General features: G+C 70.4%; 25 protein-coding genes and 2 pseudogenes. 12 read left to right on the forward strand and 15 right to left on the reverse strand.

Going from position 1 to position 22,297, the window contains the following annotated elements:
* Window positions 1-40: 40 nt before the first annotated feature.
* The 6 genes and pseudogenes from KI388_RS00710 to KI388_RS00730 all read right to left on the reverse strand — a co-directional run.
* Window positions 41-1,315: pseudogene (locus KI388_RS00710) on the reverse strand (replication factor C small subunit); the annotation flags it as partial.
* Window positions 1,289-1,660: pseudogene (locus KI388_RS15170) on the reverse strand (AAA family ATPase); the annotation flags it as partial. The pseudogenes KI388_RS00710 and KI388_RS15170, both read right to left, overlap by 27 nt.
* Window positions 1,661-1,721: 61 nt before the next feature.
* On the reverse strand, window positions 1,722-1,976 hold the full coding sequence (locus KI388_RS00715; protein ID WP_215087519.1) for a hypothetical protein: 255 nt from the start codon (window positions 1,974-1,976) through the stop codon (window positions 1,722-1,724).
* A 108-nt stretch (window positions 1,977-2,084) separates the two neighbouring features.
* Entirely contained in the window at window positions 2,085-3,032 is a 948-nt protein-coding gene (locus KI388_RS00720) for an electron transfer flavoprotein subunit alpha/FixB family protein (protein ID WP_215087520.1), read from the reverse strand.
* Window positions 3,032-3,820, reverse strand: coding sequence for an electron transfer flavoprotein subunit beta/FixA family protein (locus KI388_RS00725; RefSeq protein ID WP_215087521.1), 789 nt, complete (start codon window positions 3,818-3,820; stop codon window positions 3,032-3,034). The genes KI388_RS00720 and KI388_RS00725 overlap by 1 nt, the downstream gene beginning before the upstream one ends.
* A gap of 96 nt (window positions 3,821-3,916) precedes the next feature.
* Window positions 3,917-5,299, reverse strand: a complete 1,383-nt coding sequence (locus KI388_RS00730) for a helix-turn-helix domain-containing protein (protein ID WP_215087522.1) — start codon at window positions 5,297-5,299, stop codon at window positions 3,917-3,919.
* Between the two features lie 186 nt (window positions 5,300-5,485).
* Here KI388_RS00730 and KI388_RS00735 point away from each other — a divergent pair, with 186 nt between their 5' ends.
* Window positions 5,486-6,811 (forward strand): hypothetical protein, encoded by a 1,326-nt coding sequence (locus tag KI388_RS00735; RefSeq protein ID WP_215087523.1) that lies wholly within the window; start codon window positions 5,486-5,488, stop codon window positions 6,809-6,811.
* A gap of 73 nt (window positions 6,812-6,884) precedes the next feature.
* Window positions 6,885-7,331: a type IV pilin gene (locus KI388_RS00740; protein WP_215088703.1), complete on the forward strand. Its 447-nt coding sequence runs from the start codon at window positions 6,885-6,887 to the stop codon at window positions 7,329-7,331.
* A gap of 36 nt (window positions 7,332-7,367) precedes the next feature.
* Here KI388_RS00740 and KI388_RS00745 read toward each other — a convergent pair whose 3' ends face one another.
* On the reverse strand, window positions 7,368-8,012 hold the full coding sequence (locus tag KI388_RS00745) for a methyltransferase domain-containing protein (RefSeq protein WP_215087524.1): 645 nt from the start codon (window positions 8,010-8,012) through the stop codon (window positions 7,368-7,370).
* Window positions 8,013-8,126: 114 nt separating this feature from the next.
* Between KI388_RS00745 and KI388_RS00750 the strand changes: the two genes are divergently transcribed.
* Window positions 8,127-8,990 carry a DUF6663 family protein gene (locus tag KI388_RS00750; protein WP_215087525.1) on the forward strand — a complete coding sequence of 288 codons (864 nt, stop codon included), beginning with the start codon at window positions 8,127-8,129 and terminating at the stop codon, window positions 8,988-8,990.
* 32 nt (window positions 8,991-9,022) lie between these two features.
* Here the strand turns inward: KI388_RS00750 and KI388_RS00755 are convergent, their stop codons facing one another.
* Window positions 9,023-9,997, reverse strand: coding sequence for a C-terminal binding protein (locus KI388_RS00755; protein ID WP_215087526.1), 975 nt, complete (start codon window positions 9,995-9,997; stop codon window positions 9,023-9,025).
* Window positions 9,998-10,165: 168 nt separating this feature from the next.
* Here KI388_RS00755 and KI388_RS00760 point away from each other — a divergent pair, with 168 nt between their 5' ends.
* Window positions 10,166-10,444, forward strand: coding sequence for a hypothetical protein (locus KI388_RS00760; RefSeq protein ID WP_215088704.1), 279 nt, complete (start codon window positions 10,166-10,168; stop codon window positions 10,442-10,444).
* 68 nt (window positions 10,445-10,512) lie between these two features.
* Here KI388_RS00760 and KI388_RS00765 read toward each other — a convergent pair whose 3' ends face one another.
* On the reverse strand, window positions 10,513-10,794 hold the full coding sequence (locus tag KI388_RS00765; RefSeq protein WP_004598013.1) for a helix-turn-helix domain-containing protein: 282 nt from the start codon (window positions 10,792-10,794) through the stop codon (window positions 10,513-10,515).
* A 263-nt stretch (window positions 10,795-11,057) separates the two neighbouring features.
* Between KI388_RS00765 and KI388_RS00770 the strand changes: the two genes are divergently transcribed.
* The 3 genes from KI388_RS00770 to KI388_RS00780 all read left to right on the forward strand — a co-directional run bounded on the left by KI388_RS00770 (window position 11,058) and on the right by KI388_RS00780 (window position 13,574).
* On the forward strand, window positions 11,058-11,366 hold the full coding sequence (locus KI388_RS00770; RefSeq protein ID WP_137686975.1) for a hypothetical protein: 309 nt from the start codon (window positions 11,058-11,060) through the stop codon (window positions 11,364-11,366).
* Between the two features lies 1 nt (window position 11,367).
* Window positions 11,368-13,188: a ribosome biogenesis/translation initiation ATPase RLI gene (locus KI388_RS00775; RefSeq protein ID WP_215087527.1), complete on the forward strand. Its 1,821-nt coding sequence runs from the start codon at window positions 11,368-11,370 to the stop codon at window positions 13,186-13,188.
* Window positions 13,189-13,307: 119 nt separating this feature from the next.
* Window positions 13,308-13,574 carry an HAH_0734 family protein gene (locus tag KI388_RS00780; RefSeq protein ID WP_137686977.1) on the forward strand — a complete coding sequence of 89 codons (267 nt, stop codon included), beginning with the start codon at window positions 13,308-13,310 and terminating at the stop codon, window positions 13,572-13,574.
* Between the two features lie 33 nt (window positions 13,575-13,607).
* Here KI388_RS00780 and KI388_RS00785 read toward each other — a convergent pair whose 3' ends face one another.
* From KI388_RS00785 to KI388_RS00795, 3 genes are all read right to left on the reverse strand, one after another.
* The gene (locus tag KI388_RS00785; RefSeq protein WP_215087528.1) at window positions 13,608-14,237 is read right to left on the reverse strand and encodes an L-threonylcarbamoyladenylate synthase; all 630 of its coding nucleotides are present in this window, start codon (window positions 14,235-14,237) and stop codon (window positions 13,608-13,610) included.
* An 81-nt stretch (window positions 14,238-14,318) separates the two neighbouring features.
* The gene (locus tag KI388_RS00790) at window positions 14,319-14,828 is read right to left on the reverse strand and encodes a redoxin domain-containing protein (protein WP_215087529.1); all 510 of its coding nucleotides are present in this window, start codon (window positions 14,826-14,828) and stop codon (window positions 14,319-14,321) included.
* 1 nt (window position 14,829) lies between these two features.
* On the reverse strand, window positions 14,830-15,090 hold the full coding sequence (locus KI388_RS00795) for a glutathione S-transferase N-terminal domain-containing protein (RefSeq protein WP_215087530.1): 261 nt from the start codon (window positions 15,088-15,090) through the stop codon (window positions 14,830-14,832).
* 165 nt (window positions 15,091-15,255) lie between these two features.
* Here KI388_RS00795 and KI388_RS00800 point away from each other — a divergent pair, with 165 nt between their 5' ends.
* A complete protein-coding gene (locus KI388_RS00800) occupies window positions 15,256-16,680 on the forward strand; it encodes a hemolysin family protein (RefSeq protein WP_215087531.1) in 1,425 nt (474 codons plus the stop codon).
* A gap of 471 nt (window positions 16,681-17,151) precedes the next feature.
* Here KI388_RS00800 and KI388_RS00805 read toward each other — a convergent pair whose 3' ends face one another.
* The gene (locus KI388_RS00805) at window positions 17,152-17,883 is read right to left on the reverse strand and encodes a DUF5781 family protein (RefSeq protein WP_215087532.1); all 732 of its coding nucleotides are present in this window, start codon (window positions 17,881-17,883) and stop codon (window positions 17,152-17,154) included.
* A gap of 170 nt (window positions 17,884-18,053) precedes the next feature.
* Between KI388_RS00805 and KI388_RS00810 the strand changes: the two genes are divergently transcribed.
* Window positions 18,054-19,082 (forward strand): hypothetical protein, encoded by a 1,029-nt coding sequence (locus KI388_RS00810; RefSeq protein WP_215087533.1) that lies wholly within the window; start codon window positions 18,054-18,056, stop codon window positions 19,080-19,082.
* A 43-nt stretch (window positions 19,083-19,125) separates the two neighbouring features.
* Here KI388_RS00810 and KI388_RS00815 read toward each other — a convergent pair whose 3' ends face one another.
* Window positions 19,126-19,848, reverse strand: a complete 723-nt coding sequence (locus KI388_RS00815) for a queuosine precursor transporter (RefSeq protein WP_215087534.1) — start codon at window positions 19,846-19,848, stop codon at window positions 19,126-19,128.
* Entirely contained in the window at window positions 19,841-20,056 is a 216-nt protein-coding gene (locus tag KI388_RS00820; RefSeq protein WP_215087535.1) for a type II toxin-antitoxin system ParD family antitoxin, read from the reverse strand. The genes KI388_RS00815 and KI388_RS00820 overlap by 8 nt, the downstream gene beginning before the upstream one ends.
* Window positions 20,057-20,221: 165 nt before the next feature.
* On the opposite strand from KI388_RS00820, the gene KI388_RS00825 reads away from it, so the two are divergent.
* The 3 genes from KI388_RS00825 to KI388_RS00835 are packed head-to-tail and all read left to right on the forward strand — an operon-like array spanning window position 20,222 to window position 22,276.
* Window positions 20,222-20,803: a biotin transporter BioY gene (locus KI388_RS00825; protein ID WP_215087536.1), complete on the forward strand. Its 582-nt coding sequence runs from the start codon at window positions 20,222-20,224 to the stop codon at window positions 20,801-20,803.
* Window positions 20,804-20,813: 10 nt separating this feature from the next.
* Complete coding sequence (locus KI388_RS00830; protein WP_215087537.1) at window positions 20,814-21,566, forward strand: ABC transporter ATP-binding protein; 753 nt, start codon at window positions 20,814-20,816, stop codon at window positions 21,564-21,566.
* Entirely contained in the window at window positions 21,563-22,276 is a 714-nt protein-coding gene (locus KI388_RS00835; protein ID WP_215087538.1) for a CbiQ family ECF transporter T component, read from the forward strand. The genes KI388_RS00830 and KI388_RS00835 overlap by 4 nt, the downstream gene beginning before the upstream one ends.
* Window positions 22,277-22,297: the final 21 nt, after the last annotated feature.

Below are 22,297 nucleotides of genomic sequence, written 5' to 3' on the forward strand. Positions count from 1 at the left end.
TCGCGAGCATGAAGTTTGGAGTGTCCTCCATGGTGATGTTGTACGCCTTGCCGCGATGACTGTACTCGATGCTGTCGATCGCTACCGTCTGAACGCTCTGGACTCCGCCGTCGGCGACGACCGCCGGTTCGAACTCTTCTTTCTCGTAATGTTCGTCGTGAGGCATGGCGCCGTCGCCGACGACGACGTACGTGTACTCGTCTCCGTACGTTTCGAGGAACTCTTCGACTTTCTCGGTCCGTCCCCACAGCTCGGCGACCCCCTTGACCTCGATCACCGTGTCTCCGAGTAAGAAGTCGGGATGGTACACGGAGTCGGACAACTCGAACGCCGGTTCGTACTCGTAGTCGATGCCTGCCTCCTGTAGCGCCTCCGCGACATCGTACTCCCAGTCGGACCGAACCAGATGCCCGAGCTCGTCGCTGTGTCTGATGTTCCCTCCTCCGGTTGGTTCGTGCCCCTTCAACGCCTCCGAGACTTTCTGGGCGACCTCCGGGTCACGCATCGGATTGTTGTCGCCGGTGATGTCGCAGACGGGGTAATCACAGTTTTCGACGCTCTTGTCGATTACCGCCTGCCTCTCGTCGTCGTCCAAGCTTTCCCACCACTTGACCGTGGCCGCACCGATGTCTGCTTTCACCTCGTCGGGATCCGCGTCGACGACCCACTCCTCCCACGAGGTTCCAGACCGCATCTCGCTGATCGTCTCGCGAAACTGTTCGACGGTCTCTTCGTCCATCTCCATGACGTGGACTCCGTGGAAATTCCCGCCGTAATTCGGGTTGTTACTTCCGGCAAATCGACCGTCCGATAGCTTTTCGACGATCTTCTCCCGCCGCTCGTCGGACCACTCGGTCCCGTACATCGGATTTCCGTCCCCGCGCATCTCCTGGCTGTGGCCCTCATTTTTACACTCGACGGAACAGAAGCGTCCTGCCGTCCAGGACTCACAGATCTCGCACTGAGACACGCCGATATCGTCTTTGAAGTCCGCGATTTCGTCTCCCGACGATAGTTCTCTGAGCTCTTTCTCTACGAGCCTCCCGTCTCCGCCGACCACGAAGAACGGGTGCGTCGGACTCGCGATCGTGGTTCGACCGTCTTCCAGTTCCACTTCGAGGAAGTCCGCGGTACCGGAGTCGACGAGCTTCCCTTTGTCGGACTGTACCTCGTTGGTCTCGAAATCGACGGACGGGATCGGTTCTCCTTCCGCACTCACTTCCTCGATCGGTTTCACCTCGGGATTCGACGGATACCCCGTGACGACATCGGTCCCCGGCGGCACGCACAACGAGTCCGCCTCATCGAGAAACACGATCCGGAAGTCGCCGCCGAACGACGAGCGCGCGAACCCCTTGATCCGGTCGCGCACCACGTCGATCCCGCGCTGGTCGGAGGCGTTGAGTTCGAGGAAGTTGCCGCGCCAGTTCTCCTCGCCGTACACCTGTCGAGCGATGGCGGTCGCCGCGGTGGTTTTTCCCACGCCCGCAGGCCCTGAAAAAAGCAGGTGGGGCACGTCGTCCTGGTCGATATAGCTCTGAAGCCGCTCGACGGCCTCCTCTTGGCCGTGGATGTCGTCGAGGGTCTGGGGCCGGTACTTCTCGATCCAGATCTCCCGCCCGGTCGCGGTCGCAGCCGCCTGCTCGTCGGCCTCGCTCATTGTCCGATCTGAGGGTCGGCGGGGTGATAAACGAACCGAGACTGGCCCGTCTCCTTCCGTGTCAGTCGCTCCGAGCCAGCCGCTGGAGTTCGTAGGCGAACACCCAGACGCCCATCAGCACGCCGACGGGGACGACCACTTCGGCGATCTCCCGCGAGACCGGTAGCTCCGCGACGTCGATGAGCAGGTGTCTCGTCGTCGCGGCGATCTGTGCGAACAGCTCGAACTCCGCGCGGATCGTGTTCGTCAGCATCGATCCGACGACCAGCGTTACCATCGCGGCGAAGCCGTGAATCGTCCCTCGGATATGTGGCATGGTCGTCATATTCCTGACGACCGTGATAGGTGTTTCTCCGGCGGTGGTCCGGCGGACGGCCGTCCGAAAGCCCGACTCTCGTCCCGTTGCGAGTTCGGTGTTGCCGATCTAGGCGAACTCGTCGATCAGCTCGGGCACCACGTCGAAGAGGTCGCCGACGATCCCGTAGTCCGCGATGTCGAAGATGGGGGCGTTCGGGTCGGTGTTGATCGTGATTATCGTGTCCGACCCCTTCATGCCGGCGACGTGCTGGACCGCGCCGGAGATGCCGATCGCGACGTACACGTCCGGCGTGACGACCTTCCCCGACTGGCCGACCTGCCGGTTCTTCGGCAGCCAGCCGTTGTCGACGATCGGCCGCGAGGCGGACAGCGTCGCGCCGAGCGCGTCCGCGAGGTCCTCGACGAGTTCGAGGTTCTCCTCCTCCTCGATGCCGCGCCCGACCGAGACGAGCACGTCGGCGTCCGCGATGTCGACGTCGCCGCCGCCGACCTCCTCGAAGCCCGTAACGCGGGCGCCCGACTCGGGGATGTCGACGTCGGCCGACTCGACGGTGGCGTCACCGACCCCCTCCGCGGGCGCCCACTCGCCGCCGCGGACGGTGAGGACGAACCGGTCGCCGGCGACGTCGACGGTCGTCTCGACCTTCGAGCCGTACATCTCCCGGGTGACGGTGAGGCCGTCGTCGTACTCGATCCCGACCGCGTCGGTCACGACCGGAACGCCGAGGTCCTCCGCGAGCGCCGGGACGTAGTCGAGTCCGTTGACGGAGTTCGGCGCCACGACCGAGCCGGCGTCGAGCCGGTCCGCGAGCGTCGAGACCGCGGTCTGGTAGGCGTTGTGGTCGAACTCCTCGCCGTCCGCGACGGTGTGGATCGCGTCGACGCCCTCGCGGTCGAGGTCCTCCGCGAACCCGTCGACGTCGCCCCCGACGACGGCCACGTGGAGGTCGCCGCCGCGTTCGTCGGCCAGCTCCCGGCCCGCGGTGATCGCCTCGTACGTGACGTCACGGAGCGACCCGCGGCGGTGTTCGGCGGCGACGAGCACGTCGGCCATCACGCGCTCACCCCCTTCTCGCGGAGGACCTCCGCGAGGCGGCTAGCGGACTCCCCGGCGTCGCCCTCGATGATCTCCGCGTCGGACTCGCTCTCCGGCTCGTACATCTCGGTGATCGTCAGCGCGCTCTCGACGTCGGCGTCGGTCAGGCCGAGGTCGGACAGGTCCGTCGCGGCGATCTCCTTGCGCTGCGCCTGCCGGATCCCGCGCAGGCTCGCGTACCGCGGCTCGTTGAGTCCGGTCTGGACCGTCAACACGGCGGGGAGGTCGACGTCGGTCAGCTCCTCGACGCCGCCCTCGAGCTCGCGGTGGACGTGCGCGACGCCCGCGTCCGCGTCCACGTCGAGGTGGTTGACGACCGCGGCGTGCTCGAAGCCGATCCGCTCCGCGAGCGCGACGCCCGTCGCGCCGAACCCGGTGTCGGCGGCCTGGACGCCGCCGAGGATCAGGTCCGGCTCCTCCTCGTCGACGACCGCCTCGAACAGGTCGACCTTCGAGGCGACGTCGGGGAACCCGGATCCGAGCGCGTCGTCCCAGACGCGGACCGCGCGGTCGGCGCCCTTCGCGAGCGCCATGCGGATCGTCTCCTCGGCGCGCTCCGGGCCGACGGTGACGGTCACGACCTCGTCAGCGACCCCGGCCTCGGCCAGTTGGACGGCGGCCTCGACGGCGTAGTCGTCCCACTCGTTGAGGTCGTACTCGAGGTCGGACTCGGCGATGTCTGTTCCCTCGATCGCGAAGTCGTCGTCCGCCTCCGCGACCTCCTTGACGGTCACCAGAACCTTCATGATCGATACTCGGTCGCTCGCCCTGTAATGGTTTTCGGAACGGTCGACCGCGGAACGACGGTTTCCGCGCCGTTCGGGCGAGTTCGGGCTCCCGGGTCAGGTCCCGCGCTCGTCGCCGCGAGCGGACCCCTCCGAACCGCCCTTGCCGTCCGCATCGCCGTCGCCCTCCTCGCCGTCGGGCAGCGAGATGAGGTTCTCGCGCCCCAGCCGGAGCTTCTCGACGCGGCCCTCGTCGGCCATCGCGGAGAGCAGCTGCGACACCTTCGCGTCCGACCAGCCGGTCTCCGCGACGATGTCGGCCTGTCGCATCCGCCCGCCGTTCTCGTTGAGGAGCCGCTCGACGCGCTCCTCGTCGGAGAGCAGCGAGAGGTCCGGACCGTCCTCGTCGCCTGAGTCGTCGGTCGCGGCGCTGCCCGCACCGCCCGCGTCGCCTTCCGCCCGGTCCGGGTCGACGGCCCCGGTCGGACCGCGGTCGTCGCCGTTCGGCGCGTTCCCGCCGCCCGACGCCGCCTCGTCGGCTCCGCCGTCCTCGGAGTCGCTCCGTCGGTACCAGACGACGCCGGCGAAGAGGGCTGCCACGAGCGCGACCGCGCCGGTCAGCAGCAGCCACGGCGGCGCCCCCGCTCCCGCCGGGCCGTAGACGATCGCCACGGGTTCGCCGCCGTCGAACGTCTGCGGGCCATCGATTATCACGTCGCCGTCCGAGAGCCGCGCGACGGCCGTGCTCGGCGTTCCGGTGACGGTGTACCCCTCCGGCGTCGACACCTCCAGCGTCTGGCCGGCTTCGAGGCTGCGCAGCCACGTCTCGTTGCCCGGGGTCGTCAGCGCGTCCCCGAGGATCAGGCTCTCGCCGTCCTGCGCGAGGAACTCGGTCCAGGTGAACGTCAGCCGCAGCTCCCCGACGGCCGCCGACTCCTCCGTGGCGACGTCGTACTCGTCCGGGTCGTCGTGAACGACGGCCTCGCGGTCGACGTCTCGGATCGTCATCGACCGATCGACGTTGCGGTTCGCCTCGCGGCGGAATCCCTCGAACAGCTCGCTGTCCGGACCGACCTCGCCGTCGCGGAAGCGCTCGGCGGCCGCCTCGAACGCGGCGGTCTCGTTCTCGTCAGCGAGCGCGTATCGCACCGCGACGGTCCAGTCGGCGCTGCGGTCGGGGCTCAACCCGATCCGGATCCGAGTCGTCGACGGCGAGGTGATGTCGTCCTCCGTCTGGGGCCGGACCGCTCCCGGACTGTCTCCGAGCGACTCTTTACCGTCTCGGGCGTCGCGGTCGACGAGGGCCGCTCTCTCGTCCAACGAACCGGCGCTGCCCGCGGCGGCGGGGAGAGCCTCGGCCGCGGCGGCGGAGGTAGCCGTCCTGTCCGCGTCGGGGGAGGAGGTGATCGTGGCCGCGCCGCCGGCCGCGCCGCCGGCGCTCGCGATCAGCGCGAGCGCGACGACCGCGACCAGAAGCACGCGGAGAGCGGGGTTCCGCATACGTCTCGGGTCACTCGCGCACCCGGCAAAACGCTTTCCATACGCTGTTTTTCGACGGGACGCCCGGTCGAACTCCCGTCTCGCCCCCCGACGTGCCCGCCGCGCCCGTCCGGCTCTCCCCGCGGGCCGCCGGGCGACCGCCCGCAGTAGGTGGACTTTTTGTATCGCGGGGCGAATCGTCGCACGATGAGAGCCCTCCTCGTCGCCGTCGTCGCGGTCCTGCTGTTCGTGGCGCCGGTCGCCCCCGTCGCCGCGCCGGGCGGCGCCCCGCAGTCCGCCGGCACGTCGCCGGTCGACTCGTCATCGTCCGCCGGGCCGGCCTCCTCTGCCGATCCGACCCTCGCTTCCGGTTCGCCGTCCCCCGTCGCCGGACAGGTCCCGACGCCGCAGGTCGACCGAGCGAACCTCACGCTCCGGACGCTGTCGACGCCGTCGGGCGCGGAGACCCGCGTCGGCACGTACGCCCGCGGCCCCGACCTCGGCTCCTCGCTCGGGTTCGCGACCGCGGACGCCGACGCCGCGGTCGAGACCGCCGCCGTCGTCCGCCGGATCGAAACCACCGAGTCGACCGTCGAGCGACAGCAGCAGATCCTCGCGGAGATAAACCGCGTCGAGCGCGCGGAGGTGGCGCTCAACAGCCGGCAGGCGAACGCCTTCACCGCGCACGCCGCCGGAGAGCTGTCCGACCGCGAACTGGTCGACGAGCTCGTCCGCGTGTCCGCGACCGCCCGCGAGTACGACGAGCGCCTCGACGAGCTCGACGCGCTGGCCGAGGGGACCGACGGATTCAGCTCCCCCAGCCGGCTCGACGAGCTTCAGGTCGCGCTACAGGTGTACGAGGGACCGGTCCGCGACCACGCGCTCGCGACCGCCAGGGGGCAGTCGTCCCCGACCGACGTGTACGTCGCGTCGAGCCAGGGCGCGGTCGTGCTCGCCACCGTCGTCGACGGCGAGTACGTCCGCGAGGCGTTCCGGACGGACCGCTGGGACCGGGGCGGCGGTCCCATCTCGAACGACCTGGCGATCGAAGTGACCGAGGCGGCGTACCCGGAGACGGCGTCGCTCCGCGAGCCGGACGCGTTCGGCGCGGGCGCGGTCCAGCGGATCACGATCCCGCACGACTTCGGCACGCTCCGCACCTTCGTCAGCGGCGGGACCGAGCAGGTGTTCGTCGAGCACCAGCGCATCGATCTCTCCGCGTTCCCCGACAGCGAACCCGTCTCGGAGAGCGGCGACGGGTTCAACGTCACCGTCGAACGGACCTACCCCGGCGGGCCGGTGAGCGTCACCGTCCTCGACGACGAGACGGGCGACCCGGTCCCCGACGTCACCGTCACCAAATCGGTCGGTGACGGCGACAGCCAGGCCATCGGCGCGACCGACGACGACGGCGTCGTCCGGACGCTCTCGCCGGCGGAGCCGTACCGCATCACGGTCGTCGACGAGCCCCGCGTCGTCGTCGTCGGCGACATCCAACCCCTCCCGACGCCGAGACCGATCGACGACGAGTGAGCGCCGGGCCGACCCTTTTATCCGAAACCGCCCCAGCGCCGCCGTGTCACCAGTCACTCGTCGCGCCCGCGGGATGGCGCCCGTCGCGGGCGTGCTGCTCATCGCGATCGCGGTCGCGTTAGCCGGCGGCGTCGCGGCCGCGACGCTCGACGGCCCGAGCGCGACGGTGCCGCCGTCGGCGGCCCTGTCGCTGTCCGCGACCGACGACCGGATCTCGATCGACCACCGCGGCGGCGACCCCATCGACGTCGCGGCCGCGACGGTCCGCGTCCGCGTCGACGGCGAACCGCTCGCCGAGCAGCCGCCGGTCCCGTTCTTCTCGGCGGCCGGCTTCCACCCCGGCCCGACCGGTCCGTTCAACGCCGCCGGCGACGGCGCGTGGCGCCCCGGCGAGCGGGCGACGTTCCGCGTCGCCGGGACCAACGACCCGACGCTCGAACCGGGCCGGACGGTCACCGTGCGGATCGCGGTCGACGGTCGACCGGTCGCGTCGCTGGAGACGGTCGTCGAACCGGGGTGAGGGCGCGACCCGGCGGAGAAATGGTTCTGTTCGGCCCTACTCGCGGTCGTCCGTCTCGTCGCCGCCCGGGACCCGAGCCACGGTCGTGATCGCCCGCGGGCTCTGCGGCGTCGCCTGCTGGATGTGGTGTTCGAACGCCTCGTAGCCGGCCGCCTCGAACATCCGGTCGGCCTCGTCCGCGTCGTAGAACAGCATGATCGCGTCGGCCACCCGCTGGAGGATCGGGTTGTGCGGGTAGTCCGGTCCGACGACGAGCACCTGTCCGCCGGGCTTCGCCACCCGTCGGAGTTCCCGGAGCCCCTCGACGGGGTTGGGCCAGTACTCGATGGAGCCGGACGACCAGACCACGTCGAAGGCGTCGTCGCGGAACGGGAGCCGTTCGGCGTCGCCGCGGTAGAAGTTCACGCGGTCGCGCTTCCCGAACTTCTCGAACGCCTTCTCCATCTGGTGGACGCTCTGGTCGAGCCCGTGGACGTCGTCGGCGTGTTCGAGCAGGCCCTCGGTGCCGAACCCGGTGCCGCAGCCGACGTCGAGCACCTTCGGGTCGTCGCCGAACTCCAGCCACGAGAGCGCCTCCGCCCGCATCTCCTCGGTCCAGTTGAAGCGGTTAACCCGGTCGTACACCTTCGAGAGGTACTTGTAGAAGAGCCGGGCGTTCGACTTGTCCTCGAGGATCCCCATTTACCGGTTCCTTGGGCCGCCCGCCCCATAACGACACGGATCCGCGGGCGGCGAGCGACGGTCTCGCCGTCCCGCTTCCGACCGGCTTTTCCGCGCTCCGCCCCACCTCCCGGTATGGACCCGACGACGAGCGGCCGGTTCCGCGTCCACGACCGCCGCCAGCGGCCGGACATCGACGACGGCGCGGACGCGCCCGCCGACCCCCCGGAAGCCGGTTCCGCCGCCGCGGCCGCCGGCGCCGACGGCACCGAGGAGTTCGTCCTCGTCGAACTGGCCGACGAGCCGGTCGACCCGACCGACCCCGACGCCGGGGACCGATACGACCCGCTCTACGCAACCGCCGAGGGGTACGAGGAGGACCTCGCGGACGCGGTCGACGCGCTTCGGCCCGGCTTCGTCGTCGACGCGACGCTGGCGTGGACCGACGGCTCCGCGCGGTTCCGCGAGGTCGCGGTCGTCCGCGAGACGCGGTTCCGCTTCGCGGACGGTATCGAGGGGATGTTCGAGGCGGCCGTCGAGACCTGGCGGCAGATCCGCGCCGAGGGCGAGCCGGTCGGCTCGATCACGACGCGGTCGAACGACGGCGACCCCAACGGCGCGCTGTACCTCTTCGCGGACGCGCCCGGTAGCGACACCTTCGACGAAGTCCGCACGGGGCGGCTCCCGGTCGAGCCGCTCGTCGCGCGCGTGAACGACTCACGGGACGACGACGACCCGCGGGAGGTGTTCGTGTTACGCCCCGCGGCACACGAGTTCGTCGCCGTCTACGTCGTCTTCGACCGCGACGGCGTCCTCGCGCAGACGGTCCGGGACACCTACGACCTCGGTCCGGGTCTCGCCGCGGGACTCGACGCGAGCTACCCCGGCGGCGACGACGGCGGTTCCCTCGTTCCCGACGACTCGGACGGCTCGGACGACTCCGGCAGCTCCGATCCGCTCGACGAAGACGACGACTTCGACGCGCTCGACCGCCTGTAGCCGGTCATCCCCCGCCGCGACTCGCCGCCGCGCTACAGCCAGTCGGCGTCGGGGTCGACCCGCCCGTCCGGCGTCTCGCCGTTCAACACGGCCGCCACGTCGTTCGCGCCGCTTCGGTTCAGGTCGTCTCTCGCCTCCTCGCTGTACCACGCCGCGTGCGGCGTCACGACCGTGTCCGCCCGGCCGACGAGCGGGTCGTCCTCCGGGGGTTCCTCGGCCAGCACGTCGAGACCGGCCGCCTTGATATCGTCCGCCTCCAGCGCGCCGAGCAGCGCGTCGGCGTCGACGACCGGGCCGCGGCTCACGTTGACGACGACCGAGTCCTCGCTCAGCCGCTCCAGCGCGTCCGCGTCGACGATTCCCCGCGTCGCGTCCGTCAGGGGAGCGTAGACGCCGACGTGGTCCGCGCGGTCGAACAGCCCCTCGAAGTCGACCTTCTCGACGCCGTGTTCGGCCATCTCCTCGGCGTCGACGAACGGGTCGTGCGCGACGAGGTCGGCGCCGAACCCGGAGAGCTGTTCGGCCGCCCGCCGGGCGATCGGCCCGAACGAGAGCAGTCCGATCGTCGACGCGCTCACGCGGCGGACCGGCCGCCCGTCCTCCCAGCTCCACCCGCCGGCCGCGACCGCGTCGTCGTACGGCTTGAGCGAGCGCAGACAGGCGAAAAGCAGCGAGACGGAGTGGGTCGCCACCTCGTCGGTACAGTAGTCCGGCACGCGGGTGACGGTCACGCCGCGCTCCGCCGCCGCGGCGACGTCGACGTTGTCCACGCCGACCGCCGACCGGACGACGACGTCGAGGTCCGTGGCGTCGAGCGCCGCCTCGGTGACGGGCGTGTTGATGTCGGTGACGACCGCGTCGGCGCCGGCCGCCGCCTCGATCAGCCGCTCGGTCGACCCCAGCTCCGCGACCTCGATATCGACCGGCTCGTCGACGGCGTTAGCGAGGACCTCGCGGTACGTCTCCGGGTCTATCATCGGGAACGCCGACAGCACGACTCTGGGCATACGTCGCGCTTCTCCGCCGATCCACTTGACGGCTGTCACTAACGCTGTCAGGCCTTCGTACGTCCGTTTCGATCGTGAGGAATCGGCCGTCCACCGCCGCGTTCCGATGGCTCTTTGCGGCCGCCGGCCGTACCGTTCGCCGTGACCGACGAGCGCTCGAAACCGCCGATGCTGGTCTTACTGGAGTCGCTGTCGTTCTACCGCAACGTTCGGATCGGGACGGCGGTCGGCGCGCTGCTCGCGGTCCTGCTGTACCTCGTCAGGACGCTGGAGCTGCTCGGGCCCGTGATAGACGCCCGCGACTACCCGCTTTTCGGCCCGGACGTCTGGTTCCTCCTGTTGGCGTTCGTGCTGGCGGCGACGTCGGCGCTGTTCGTCGCCGTCGTCCTCACGATAGCGGCGGCGGTCCGCGGCGCGCGTGCGGACGGACCCGACGGTCCGGAGTAGTCGACACCGCGGACCGGAGAGGAAGAGACACAGAGCGCAGAATCGAACGAGGCGTCGACGGCGTCGCGTCAGTCGGCAGTGCAGGAGGCCTCGCTCTCGTCGGCCGTGAACTCCTGTGCCGGCTCCGTGAGCTTGTAGAGGTTCTGTCTGGCGTCCGCGAAGTAGACGTCCTCGTCGACGACGCCGATGCCCTCCAGCCGTTCGAGCGCGTATCGGACGGTGCGAGCCGACAGCATCGACTCCTGGACGATCCCCTTCTGGGTCAGCGGTCCGTTGTACTCGAGCACCTTGAAGACGAGCTTGGCGCTCGGCGGGAGGTCGTCGAGGCCCTCCGTTTGAGTTCCTTCCATCGTTACGATTCGAAACCGCACACGGTGATAAATGTTGATGGAGTATTCCCGCTGAAACGCCGTTTACCGGAGATATACGCCGCATCTTGCCGCAAAAACCAGCAACTATCTCTGGTTTCTGCCCGCTAGACTGACCAGTCAGTCAGCGATTCGGCTCGCGCGCGCCGCGCTCGCCTCCGGAGTCGCCCGCGCCGTCGAGCCGTCGCGACCCGGTCGACCGCCGGAACGAACGGTTTTTCACGGGCGCTCGCGGATCCGAAGGCATGAGCGACGATTCGGGCCTGTCCGACCACGCCCGCGGCGTGGTCGTCACGACCATCTGCTGTCTCGCCGGGATCGCGGCCGGCGTCGTCTCGGCCGTCTACGTCGGGACCGACCCCGCCGCCGCCGCGAGCACCACCGCGGTCTTCGTGCTCGGGGCGTTCGTCATCGCCCAGTACCCGATATTCAAGGCGGTCGGCGTCGGTGACCTCGGGATCAAGGACAACCTCTACGTGGCGTTTCTCACGTTCACTCTCTGGTTCATCAGCTACACCGTGTTGCTGACATCCGCCGTCGATCTGGGGGTCTGAGATGGCCGACGACAGCATCGCGGTCGTGGACCTCGACCGGTGTCAGCCCGACCGCTGTAACTACGAGTGCATGAAGGACTGCCCGCCCAATCGGACGGGCAAGGAGTGTATCACGAAGCGCGGCGAGGACGCGGAGGAGGGCGACCCGGACCAGATCCACATCTCCGAGGAGATCTGTCTGGGCGAGACCTGCGGTATCTGCGTCAACTCCTGCCCGTTCGACGCCATCGAGATCATCAACCTGCCCTCCGAACTCGACGACGACCCGGTCCACCGCTACGGCGACAACGCGTTCTCGCTGTACGGCCTCCCGACGCCGGAGCCGGGCAGCGTCACCGGCATCCTCGGCCCGAACGGGATCGGGAAGTCGACCGCGGTCCACGCGCTCGCCGGCGAGATGGTCCCGAACCTCGGCGACTACGCGGCCGAGGGCGACTGGGAGCGCGTGCTCGACCGCTTCCGCGGCACCGGGATCCAGAACTACCTCGAATCGCTGAAGGAGGGCGACGTGACCGTCGCGCGCAAGCCGCAGTACGTCGACCAGATCCCGAACCAGTTCGACGGCAACACCCGCGAGCTGCTGGAGCGGACCGACGAGCGCGGCGCGCTCGACGACCTCGTCGACCGGCTCAACATCCGGCCGGTGATGGACCAGGACATCGACTCCATCTCCGGCGGCGAGCTCCAGCGCGTCGCCATCGCGGCGTGTCTCGCCCGCGACGCCGACTTCTACTTCCTCGACGAGATCACGCCGTACCTCGACATCGGCCAGCGGATGATCGTCGCCCGGCTCATCCGCGAGCTGGCGGACGACGACGCCGCGGACCGGTCGATGCTCGTCGTCGAGCACGACCTCGCCATCCTCGACCTGCTGGCGGACACCCTCCACGTCGCGTACGGGGAGCCGGGCGCGTACGGGGTCATCACCGACCCCAAGTCGGTCCGCAACGGGATCAACGAGTACCTGAAGGGGTACCTCGACAACGAGAACATGCGGATCCGCCCGTCCGCGATCACCTTCGAGGAGCACGCGCCGCGGGTCGCCTCCCGGAGCGAGACGCTGATCGAGTACCCCGACATGCGGAAGTCGTACGGCGACGGCGAGTTCGAGCTGCACGTCGAGGGCGGCGAGATCAACCGCTCCGAGGTGCTCGGCGTCGTCGGCCCGAACGGGATCGGGAAGTCGACGCTCGCGCAGCTGTTCACGGGCGATCTGGAGCCCAACGAGGGCGAACTCGACTTCGCGCTCGACATCTCCTACAAGCCGCAGTACATCGACATCGACCAGCACATGCGGGTCGACGCCTTCCTCTCGTCTATCACCGACGAGTTCGGCTCCTCCTACTGGAACACGGAGATCGCGCAGCCCCTCCAGCTCGACCGCGTGATGGAGCAGAACCTCTCGGACCTCTCGGGCGGGGAGCGGCAGCGCGTCGCCATCGCGGCTTGCCTCTCCGACGACGCCGACCTCTACCTGCTCGACGAGCCGTCGGCGCACCTCGACGTCGAGCAGCGCGTGCGGGCGACGACCGCGATCCGCCGGTACGCCGAGAACCACGACGCGACGGTGATGGTGATCGACCACGACATCTACATGATCGACCTCCTCGCGGACCGCCTGATGGTGTTCGACGGCGAGCCGGCCGAGCGCGGTCGCGCCGCGCCGCCGCAGGACATGCGAGACGGGATGAACGAGTTTCTCGCGGACCTCGAGATCACCTTCCGCCGCGACGAGCGCACGGGCCGCCCCCGGATCAACAAGCCGGGGTCGCAGCTCGACAGCCAGCAGAAGCGCGACGGCGAGTACTACTACTCCGGGTGAGCGGGTGACGGCGCGCGCCGGCGGTGCACCCACCCACTCCGCCCGCTCGCGCGGGGCGCGGTCGCGATCCGATCCTCACTATCGAAGCGATTAAGCCCGGAACACGCGAACCCCGGCGTATGCACCACCTCATCATCCGCGGCGACCCCGACATTCGGAAGGACGCGGTGATCGAGCACGACGGCGAGGAGCTGGTCTGTTTCGGTATCAACGTTCAGGGCGGCTGGCACGGTCCGGACGAGCCGCAGCTCTGGTGTACCGTCGGCACGGAGGACGAGCGCGAGGCGTACGACAAACGCGAGTACGTCCCTCACTGGCTCGACGTCGAAACGGTCGACGCCGAGGACCTCGACGTGATAAAGGCGAAAGGCGAGCTGTCTGTCTGACCGGTCCGAACGAGCGCTTTCCGCCGGCTCTCCTCACTCGTCTACCGGCGGGTCCGCCAGCCACGCCTCGACGGCGCCGGCCATCGCGCCGCGCCGGTGGATCGTCCCCGCCTCGGGGTCGACGACCGTGCTCTCCGTGCCGGGCGCCTCCCCGTCGTCGATCACGGCGGCGACCCCGTCGCGGATCCGCTCGTCGAGATCGCTCGGGTCCGTGACGCTGCCGGTGCCCGAGACGTTGGCGCTCGTCGCGGTGAGCGGGCCGGTCTCGGCCAGCAGCGCCCGCGCGAGGTCGTGGTCCGGCACCCGGATCCCGACGCGGTCGCGCCCGGCGGTGAGCGCGTCCGGCACCCGGTCGCCGCGCCGGACGACGACCGTCACCGGTCCCGGGAGGAACGCCCGTCCGAAGGCGACGGCCAGCTCCGTCGGGCGGGTGTAGCGGAGTGCGTCGTCGACGCTCGCGACGCCGAGCGAGAGGGGGTTCGACCGGTCGCGGCCCTTCAGTTCGAAGGCGCGCTCGACGGCGTCGGCGTCGAGCGCGTCAGCGCCCAGCCCGTACACCGTCTCGGTCGGGTAGACGACGAGGTCACCACGGTCGACGGCGGCGGCCGCCGCGCGCAGCTCGTCGGATCGGTCCGGTCGGTCGTCGCTCGTGTCGGCTGTCACGGGCGACCGTTCGGCGCCGAGTTGAAAAAGGGTGACGTGTGAGCGTGTGAGTTCCGCTCCGGTCGACGAGCGCGGGTCCGATCAGTCGACGAGGTCGGCGACCGCGTCGCCGATCGCATCGGCGTCGGGGAACTCGGGGTGCTCGTTCGCGACCCACGCGTACTCGACGGTGCGGTCGGCGTCGAGCAGGAAGACGGCCGGTCGGCTCTCCGTGATCCCGGTCATGCCGTCGATATCCTGTGCGAGGCCGTACTCCTCGATGACGCCCGCGCCCGGGTCGGAGAAGATCCGGACGCCGTCGCCGCGGTCAGCGAGCAGGCGCTTGTGGGCGTACGGTGTCGAGACGGAAACGCCGAGCACGTCGACGTCGTCGGCCCAGCCGTTGTCGTCGACGGTGTTGTAGAGGTACGTCCCCTGAAAGGCGCCGTCCATCGGGTGGAAAAGCAGGAGCGTCGGCCCGTCGACGACGTCTGAAAGCGCGCGGTCTTCCCAGTACTCGTCGTTCACGAGCGGGCGGGTGAACTCGGGCGCCGTGTCGCCCTCGTCGACGTGGTCCGTCTCGGGCAGGGAGACGACGTCGAAGTCGGGCATCTCAGGCACCTCCCTCGCCGTAGGTCCCTTCGAGGTACTCGACGATGTTCGCGCTCTCGGACATGGTGACGCCCGTCTCGCGGTCGACGATGGCCGGCACGCTCCGGGCGCCGGAGACGCGCTTGACGACGTTGCGCTCGGAGTGCATCGGCTCGACGTACCGAGAGCGGTACTCCACGTCCAACTCGTTCAGCGTCCGGACCACGCGCTCGCAGAACGGACACGCCTGGAGCCGGTACAGGGTGATCTGTGGCTCGCTCATGTCCCGCGATTCGCTCGCGAGACGGGTAATCGTGTCGGCAGCGGCACCCCTCGGCCGCGGCGGGCCTTCGCGGCCGTCGAGACGCGGACCCCGGCGTCGATCGGGGCGCGTCGAGGGTAGCCGAAGGGAACGCTTTAATCGCGGGGCGACGGATGACAAACGAATATGGGCTTGTCGTCTAGCGCGCCGGTGGTCGACCTCCTCCAGCTACCGATGCCGGGCGATAGCGTCGTGACCGTCCTCGGCGCCGTCGCGATCCTCGTGTTGGTCGGGCTCTCGGCGTTCTTCTCCTCGTCCGAGATCGCGATGTTCTCGCTGCCGCAACACCGCATCGACAGCCTCGTCGACGAGGGGGTGACGGGGGCGGAGACGATCCGCGACATGAAACAGAACCCGCATCGGCTGCTGGTGACGATCCTCGTCGGCAACAACATCGTCAACGTGGCGATGACCTCCATCGCCACCGCGCTGTTCGGGATCTACCTCTCGCGGGGCCAGTCGGTGCTGGCGACGACGTTCGGGATCACGACGCTCGTGCTGATCTTCGGCGAGAGCGCGCCCAAGTCGTACGCCGTCGAGAACACCGAGTCGTGGGCGCTCCGGATCGCCCGCCCGCTGAAGCTCTCCGAGTACGCGCTGTACCCGCTCGTCGTCCTCTTCGACTACATAGTCAAGGGCGTCAACGCCCTCATCGGCGGCTCGGCCGCCATCGAGTCGACGTACGTCACCCGCGACGAGATCCAAGACATCATCGAGACGGGCGAGCGCGAGGGGGTAATCGAGGAGGAGGAGCGGGAGATGCTCGACCGCATCTTCCGATTTAACAACACCATCGCCAAGGAGGTGATGACGCCGCGGCTCGACGTCACCGCGGTCGCGAAGGAGGACTCCGTCGAGGAGGCGATCGAGACGTGCATCCAGGCCGACCACGAGCGCGTTCCCGTGTACGAGGGCAACCTCGACAACATCATCGGCGTGGTCACGGTGCGGGATCTGGTCCGCGAGCTGCGCTACTCCGAGGGGACGCCCTCCTTAGAGCGCGTTGTCAAGCCCACCCTCCACGTTCCCGAGTCGAAGAACGCCGACGAACTGCTCGCGGAGATGCAGGAGAACCGCCTCCAGATGGTCACCGTTATCGACGAGTTCGGCACTACCGAGGGGATCATCACCTTAGAGGACATGGTCGAGGAGATCGTCGGCGAGATCCTCGAGGGCGATGAGGAGGCGCCGGTGGAGTTCGTCGAGGAGAACGTCGCGGTCGTCCAAGGCGAGGTGAACATCGACGAGGTCAACGAGATACTCGGCATCGACCTCCCGGAGGGCGAGGAGTTCGAGACGCTCGCCGGCTTCGTGTTCAACCGCGCCGGGCGCCTCGTCGAGGAGGGCGAGGAGATCGAGTTCGACCAGATCCGGATCCGGATCGAGCGCGTCGACAACACCCGGATCATGTCCGCGCGCGTCACCGTCCTCGACGGCGCCGCCGCGGAGGGGGACTCGACCGCGCCGGTGGAGACGACCGACTCGACGGGCGAGGGGGGGACGGCCGAGGCGGACGGCGACGGCGGACCCGCGCGGAACGACGCGGAGTAAGAGGTGGTCGAGGTGCGTTTCGGAGACCGGAGCGACTATTTATAAACGGCTGCCGGCGTTTCAGTCGCAAACACGGCCGAAGTCCCAGCCGGTTACTTATAAATAATTGACCGTAGATCGGCGGAGACCACCGCCAAAGCCCCAGCCGCGAGGCGCTACGCGGCACGGGCAGCGAGGGACTCCGTCCCTCTGGCAACCGGGCTTCGCCCGGTGACAGCCGGCGGCGAAGCCGCCGGCGACTGCCCCTTTGAGTCCCGCCCCGCCCAGCACCGCCCCGCACCTCACGCCTCCCCAGCCTCGTCGCTCGCTTCGCTCGCGACTCCCTCGCGCGTGCGACTCGCGGCCACCGGTGGCGGCCGCTCGTCGGCACGCGCCACCGCACAGCGTTCATTTATAAGTAATCGTCGCGGTCGGTCTCGTCTCGGAAAGGCGTCGTCCACAACTCGACCGTCCGTATGGCGCGTTGTGATTTTAAACCGCGTAGGCGCGGGCGGCGGCCACGAGCGCCTTCCGGTAGTCGCTCTCGGAGGGGTCGTGGCCGAGGTCGAGGAACCTGTCTTTGAACGCGTCGACGTCGACGGCGTCGGTGTCGCTGCCGGCCGCGCGCGCGAGGTCGTAGATGCGGTGGTCGAGGCCGGCGATGTCGTGGCGCTCGACGAGGGCGAGCGCGAACGCGGCGTTGACGGCCGTTATCTCCGGGTCGGCGCCCGCCGTCACCGGGGGCGAGCCGGTGCGCGACACGTCGGGTCGGTCCGCGACCGCGGCCGCGAGCGTCGATTCGAGGAAGCCGAGGAGCTTGTCCGCGGGCGCCACCGAGAGCGTGATGTCGTCGGCGTATATGTCCTTCATGTGGTTCGCGATCTGGTAGCAGTGCGCGAGCTTGCGGCGCTCGACCTTCTCGCCGGAGAGGCCGAGGTACAGCGCCTCCTCCGTCGACTGGAGGTGGGAGGGGTGGCCCTCCTCGTAGCGCGCCATGTGCGCCAGCTCGTGGATCGCCAGCTCGCGCGCCATCGCGCTCGTGGCGGCCCGCCGCGAGACGTTCAGGACGTGGTGGTCGTCGTAGTGGCCGGCCCAGGTCCGCTCGTCGGGGTCCTCGCGGACCACGACGCGGACCGGCGCCTCCACGGAGCGCTCTGTCTCGAAGAGGTCCGCGGCGCCGAGAAACGGGTCGGGGGGAACGTCCCCCTGTACGCGAAGATCCATGCGTACGTTTGGCACGGGAGCGGGCGGTAAGTCTCTTGCGCTCGTGGAGCCCGGCTCACCGACGCTCGGCTCGGCGGCCCGGGGCCGGCGGGGCGGCGTCGCCGCACCGGCGCCTCGGCTCGCCCCGAGACCGGCGTACGCTTTTGAGTCTCGCGGTCGAACTCCGACCCATGCGCGTCTACGCGGCCTACGACGACGGGCTCCGGATCGTCGACCCCGCGAGCGGCGCGGCGGAGACGCGTCTCTCCGGCCAGCGCGTCGAGTGCCTCTCCGCCGCGCACCCCGGCCTCCCGGCGGACGAGGCCGGGGAGGGAGACGCGGCCGCCGGCCCCCGCGTCCTCGCGGGGACGGCCGACGCGGGGCTGTTCCGCTCCGTCGACGGCGGGAACCGGTTCGCGTGCGTGGCGGCCGCGACGCTCGGCCCCGAGGGGGCCGGGCCGGACGCGGTGACCGCGGTCGCGACCAGTCCGCACGACCCCGCGGTCGTCTGGATCGGCACGGAGCCGTCGCGGGCGTACCGCTCCGCGGACGGCGGCGGGACGGCCGAGCGCGTCGGCGGACTGACCGCCGTCCCGTCCGCGTCCGAGTGGTCGTTCCCGCCCCGTCCCGACACCCACCACGTCCGGTGGATCGAGCCGTCGCCGGCCGACCCGGGGCGGTTGCTCCTCGGGATCGAGGCGGGCGCGCTCGTCGTGACGCCCGACGGCGGCGAGACGTGGACCGACCGGCCGGCCGGGTCGCGCCGCGACACGCACGCGATGGCCACGCATCCCGACGCGCCCGACCGGGTCTACGCCGCCGCCGGCGACGGCTTCGCGGAGAGCGACGACCGCGGGGAGTCGTGGCGCGTCCGCGACGGGGGACTCGACCACGGCTACGTCTGGGGGCTCGCGGTCGACCCCGGCGACCCCGACACGGCGCTCGTCAGCGCGGCCGAGGACGCGACGGCCGCTCACCGCCGCGGCGAGGCGTACCTGTACCGCTACCGCCGCGACGGGGGATTCGATCGGCTCGACGGCAGCGGGTTCCCGACCGGCGAGGGCACGCACCGCGCGGCCTTGGCGTCCGGGGAGTCCGACGGAGAGGTCTGGGCGCTCTCGAACCGCGGACTCTACGTCACCCGCGACGCGGGTGACTCCTTCGAGCAGGTCCCGGTCGACCTCCCCGACCGGGCGGCCCGGGCGCTGGCGGTCGCCTGAGTCGGGAGGGAGAGCGGACGGGAACCGAGCGCGGCCGGTCGCGTCAGTTCCGGACCGCGCCGACGATCAGGTAGACGACGGGCGTGTCGAGGGCGGCGATCGCGAGCTTGAGGAGGTACTGGCCCAGTCCGAGCGCGAGCAGCGCCGGCGGCTCGAACGCGATCCCGACGCCGAACAGGGTCGGCGCCGCGTAGAAGGCGACGCCGACGAAAATGACGGTGTCGATGGCCTGGCTCGTCGCCGTCGACGCGATGTTGCGGAGCCACAGCATCCCCTCGCCGGTGCGCTCGCGGATCGCGTGGAAGACGAACACGTCCCAGTTCTGACTGACGACGTACGCCAGCAGGCTCCCGGCGACGATGTTCGCCGCCGGCCCGAGCGCGGTCTGGAAGGCGGCCGACACCCCGGGGTCGTCCCCGGGCGCCGCGAGCGTCGACCACACCAGCGCCAACACGAGGAAGTTCGCGAGGAACGCGACGTTGACGACGACCTGCGTCGCCCGCCGGCCGTACAGCTCCGCGTAGCAGTCGGAGGCGAGGAACGTGAGCGCGTACGCCAGCGCGGCGCCCGGGAGCATGATCTCCGGGCCGACGACCGGCAGCGCGAACGGGAGCGGCAGCGCGAGCACCTTCGCGGCGGTGAGCTGCGAGGTCGCGAGCGCGACCGTGAACAGGGTGATCAGCGCGACCGCCGCGACCGCCGACCGGTCCAGCGGGTCGGTCCGGAACGGACCGCCCTGACCGCCGGCTGCCGTCCGGCTACTCATCGCTCCCCCCTCCCGATCCGGCCGCGGTCGACGGCCCCTCGTCGTCGAGCCGGTCGTGGCGGGCGTCGATCTCGTCGAGCAGGTCGAGGTTCTTGCGGATCGAGGCGCGCACCGCGTCGCTCCGGTTCACGAACTTCCCGTCGTCACCGACGTGCTCGTCGAGGTCGGCCAGCAGCTCCGCCGGGATCTCGACGCTTATCTTCGGCATACTCGCGTCGTGGACGCCGGCCGGGCATGAACGTTATTATCTGAGGATTATCGAGGGACTCTCTCGATGCTCGGAACGGTTGTGTGTCGCTCCTGTCGCTCCCGTCCCGCCGGCTCCGAACTCGTAAACCGCTACGTTGAAGTGGGTTTACGAATCCGTTGAGCCATGGCAACGAACACGGAGTCCGTCGACCTCGTGGGCGACGAGGCGGCGACGAACCTCGCCCGCGCCGCGCTGTTCGCGGCGCTCGTCGGCGCGTTCGCGTACGTATCGTTCCCGTTCCCGGTGTCGCCGGCGCCGGTCACGCTTCAGGTGCTCGGCGTGTTCCTCGCCGGGATCTTCCTCGGCCCGGTCTGGGGCGGCGCGGCGCTCGCCCTCTACCTCGTCGCCGGCGCGCTCGGCGCGCCGGTGTTCTCCGGCGGCGCCGCGGGGTTCGGAGAGCTCGTCGGCTCGACCGCCGGGTACCTCTGGTCGTACCCGATCGCGGCCGCGCTCGTGGGCGCGGTCGTCCACCGGGGCGCCCGGCTCCGCGACCTCGACGCCGTCTCCGCCCCGGCCCTCGTGGGCGCGATGGCCGCGGGAACGGTCGTCGTCTACGCGATGGGCGTCGTCGGCCTCTACCTGACGCTGGAGCTCACCCTCGTCGAGTCGTTCGTTCAGGGGGCCGTCGTCTTCCTCCCCGCGGAGGGCGCGAAGATGGCCGCGGCGGTCGGTATCGTCCGGTCCGACGCGATCGCGGCCGAGTGAGGTCGTCGCCGTGATCGAGGTCGACGGCGTCACCTGTCGGTACGGCGGGTCGGACGGGCGCGACGGCGTCACCGCCGTCGACGACGTCTCCCTCTCCGTCCCCGACGGGGAGTTCCTGATCGTCGCGGGCGCGAACGGCTCCGGGAAGACGACGCTGGTCCGGACGTTCAACGGCCTCGTCGACTCCGACGCCGGGACGGTCTCGGTGAACGGGACCCCGGTCGACGAGGACCTCGTCGCGGCCCGGACCGCGGTCGGGATGGTGTTTCAGGACCCGCGCGACCAGTTCGTCGCGGCGACCGTCGGCGCCGACGTCGCCTTCGGCCCGGAGAACCTCGGCCTCGCGCACGCCGAGATCGACCGCCGCGTCGAGGCCGCGCTCGACGCCGTCAACATGGCCGGCCGCGGGACGGACCGGATCGCGTCGCTGTCCGGCGGCGAGCGCGAGCGCGTCGCGATCGCCGGCGCGCTGGCGATGGAGCCGGACCACCTCGTCTTGGACGAGCCGTTCACCGGCCTCGACGAGCCGGCGCGGCGCTCGGTCGTCGACCGCCTCCGCGCGCTCCGCCGCGCGGGGACCGGCGTCGTCGCCGTCACCCACGACCTCCGGGACGTGTTCGAGATAGCCGACCGGGTGGTCGGGCTGGCCGACGGGCGCGTCGCGGTCGACGCCCCGCCGGCCGCGGCCGCCGAGTCGCTGCCCGGAGTCGACGTGCGCGTCCCCGACGGCGCCGCCGCCGGGCCACGCCCGAGCGACGGATGACGCTGTCGTACGTCCCCGGCGACTCCGCCGGCCACCGGCTCGATCCGCGCTCGAAGCTGCTCGTGCAGGTCGCTTTCGCCGCGGCGGCGTACGCGTACACCACGCCCCGGGGGCTCGCGGTCCTCACCGGCGTCGCCGCCGCCTGCCTCCTCGCGGCCGACGGCGGTCCCCGCGACCTGTGGGCGTATCGGGTCGCGCTCCCGTTCCTGCTCGTCGCGCCCGTCGTGGCCGGCGCGACGCTCGGCGCGCCGTGGTTCCGGGTCGAGCGCGCGGCCGACACGGCGCTCGCGAGCTACCGCGTCCTCCTGATCTTGGTCGTCGCGGCCGCGTACGTCCGGTCGACGCCGGTCCGAGAGTCGCGCGCGGCGGTCCAGCGGACGGTCCCGGGCCGGGCGGGCGTCTTCCTCGGCGCGGGCGTCGCGCTCGTCTTCCGGTTCCTCCCGCTCCTGCGGCGCGACCTCCTCGCGGCGCGCGCCGCGATGCGGGCGCGGCTCGGCGGCGAACGCCCCCTCCGCGACCGGATGCGGATCGTCGCGGTCGCGGGGATCGACCGCGCGCTCTCCCGGGCCGACCGGCTCGGGACGGCGCTCGTCGCCCGGTGTTTCGCGTGGAACCCGACGCTCCCGCGCTTAGCGTTCCGGCGCGTCGACGCCCCGGCGCTGGCGCTCGCCGGATGCCTGCTCGCGGCCGCGGTCCTGCGGGTCGTCTGACGCCGGGCGAGGCGTTCGACG

It is taken from the genome of Halorubrum sp. 2020YC2 (assembly GCF_018623055.1).
Classification (GTDB): Archaea; Halobacteriota; Halobacteria; order Halobacteriales; family Haloferacaceae; genus Halorubrum.

Coding starts and splice junctions, on each gene's coding strand:
- KI388_RS00715 (WP_215087519.1), bottom strand. CDS start 1,976: ATGCCACATATCCGAGGGACGATTCACGGCTTCGCCGCGATGGTAACG.
- KI388_RS00720 (WP_215087520.1), bottom strand. CDS start 3,032: ATGGCCGACGTGCTCGTCGCCGCCGAACACCGCCGCGGGTCGCTCCGT.
- KI388_RS00725 (WP_215087521.1), bottom strand. CDS start 3,820: ATGAAGGTTCTGGTGACCGTCAAGGAGGTCGCGGAGGCGGACGACGAC.
- KI388_RS00730 (WP_215087522.1), bottom strand. CDS start 5,299: ATGCGGAACCCCGCTCTCCGCGTGCTTCTGGTCGCGGTCGTCGCGCTC.
- KI388_RS00735 (WP_215087523.1), top strand. CDS start 5,486: ATGAGAGCCCTCCTCGTCGCCGTCGTCGCGGTCCTGCTGTTCGTGGCG.
- KI388_RS00740 (WP_215088703.1), top strand. CDS start 6,885: ATGGCGCCCGTCGCGGGCGTGCTGCTCATCGCGATCGCGGTCGCGTTA.
- KI388_RS00745 (WP_215087524.1), bottom strand. CDS start 8,012: ATGGGGATCCTCGAGGACAAGTCGAACGCCCGGCTCTTCTACAAGTAC.
- KI388_RS00750 (WP_215087525.1), top strand. CDS start 8,127: ATGGACCCGACGACGAGCGGCCGGTTCCGCGTCCACGACCGCCGCCAG.
- KI388_RS00755 (WP_215087526.1), bottom strand. CDS start 9,997: ATGCCCAGAGTCGTGCTGTCGGCGTTCCCGATGATAGACCCGGAGACG.
- KI388_RS00760 (WP_215088704.1), top strand. CDS start 10,166: ATGCTGGTCTTACTGGAGTCGCTGTCGTTCTACCGCAACGTTCGGATC.
- KI388_RS00765 (WP_004598013.1), bottom strand. CDS start 10,794: ATGGAAGGAACTCAAACGGAGGGCCTCGACGACCTCCCGCCGAGCGCC.
- KI388_RS00770 (WP_137686975.1), top strand. CDS start 11,058: ATGAGCGACGATTCGGGCCTGTCCGACCACGCCCGCGGCGTGGTCGTC.
- KI388_RS00775 (WP_215087527.1), top strand. CDS start 11,368: ATGGCCGACGACAGCATCGCGGTCGTGGACCTCGACCGGTGTCAGCCC.
- KI388_RS00780 (WP_137686977.1), top strand. CDS start 13,308: ATGCACCACCTCATCATCCGCGGCGACCCCGACATTCGGAAGGACGCG.
- KI388_RS00790 (WP_215087529.1), bottom strand. CDS start 14,828: ATGCCCGACTTCGACGTCGTCTCCCTGCCCGAGACGGACCACGTCGAC.
- KI388_RS00795 (WP_215087530.1), bottom strand. CDS start 15,090: ATGAGCGAGCCACAGATCACCCTGTACCGGCTCCAGGCGTGTCCGTTC.
- KI388_RS00800 (WP_215087531.1), top strand. CDS start 15,256: ATGGGCTTGTCGTCTAGCGCGCCGGTGGTCGACCTCCTCCAGCTACCG.
- KI388_RS00805 (WP_215087532.1), bottom strand. CDS start 17,883: ATGGATCTTCGCGTACAGGGGGACGTTCCCCCCGACCCGTTTCTCGGC.
- KI388_RS00810 (WP_215087533.1), top strand. CDS start 18,054: ATGCGCGTCTACGCGGCCTACGACGACGGGCTCCGGATCGTCGACCCC.
- KI388_RS00815 (WP_215087534.1), bottom strand. CDS start 19,848: ATGAGTAGCCGGACGGCAGCCGGCGGTCAGGGCGGTCCGTTCCGGACC.
- KI388_RS00820 (WP_215087535.1), bottom strand. CDS start 20,056: ATGCCGAAGATAAGCGTCGAGATCCCGGCGGAGCTGCTGGCCGACCTC.
- KI388_RS00825 (WP_215087536.1), top strand. CDS start 20,222: ATGGCAACGAACACGGAGTCCGTCGACCTCGTGGGCGACGAGGCGGCG.
- KI388_RS00835 (WP_215087538.1), top strand. CDS start 21,563: ATGACGCTGTCGTACGTCCCCGGCGACTCCGCCGGCCACCGGCTCGAT.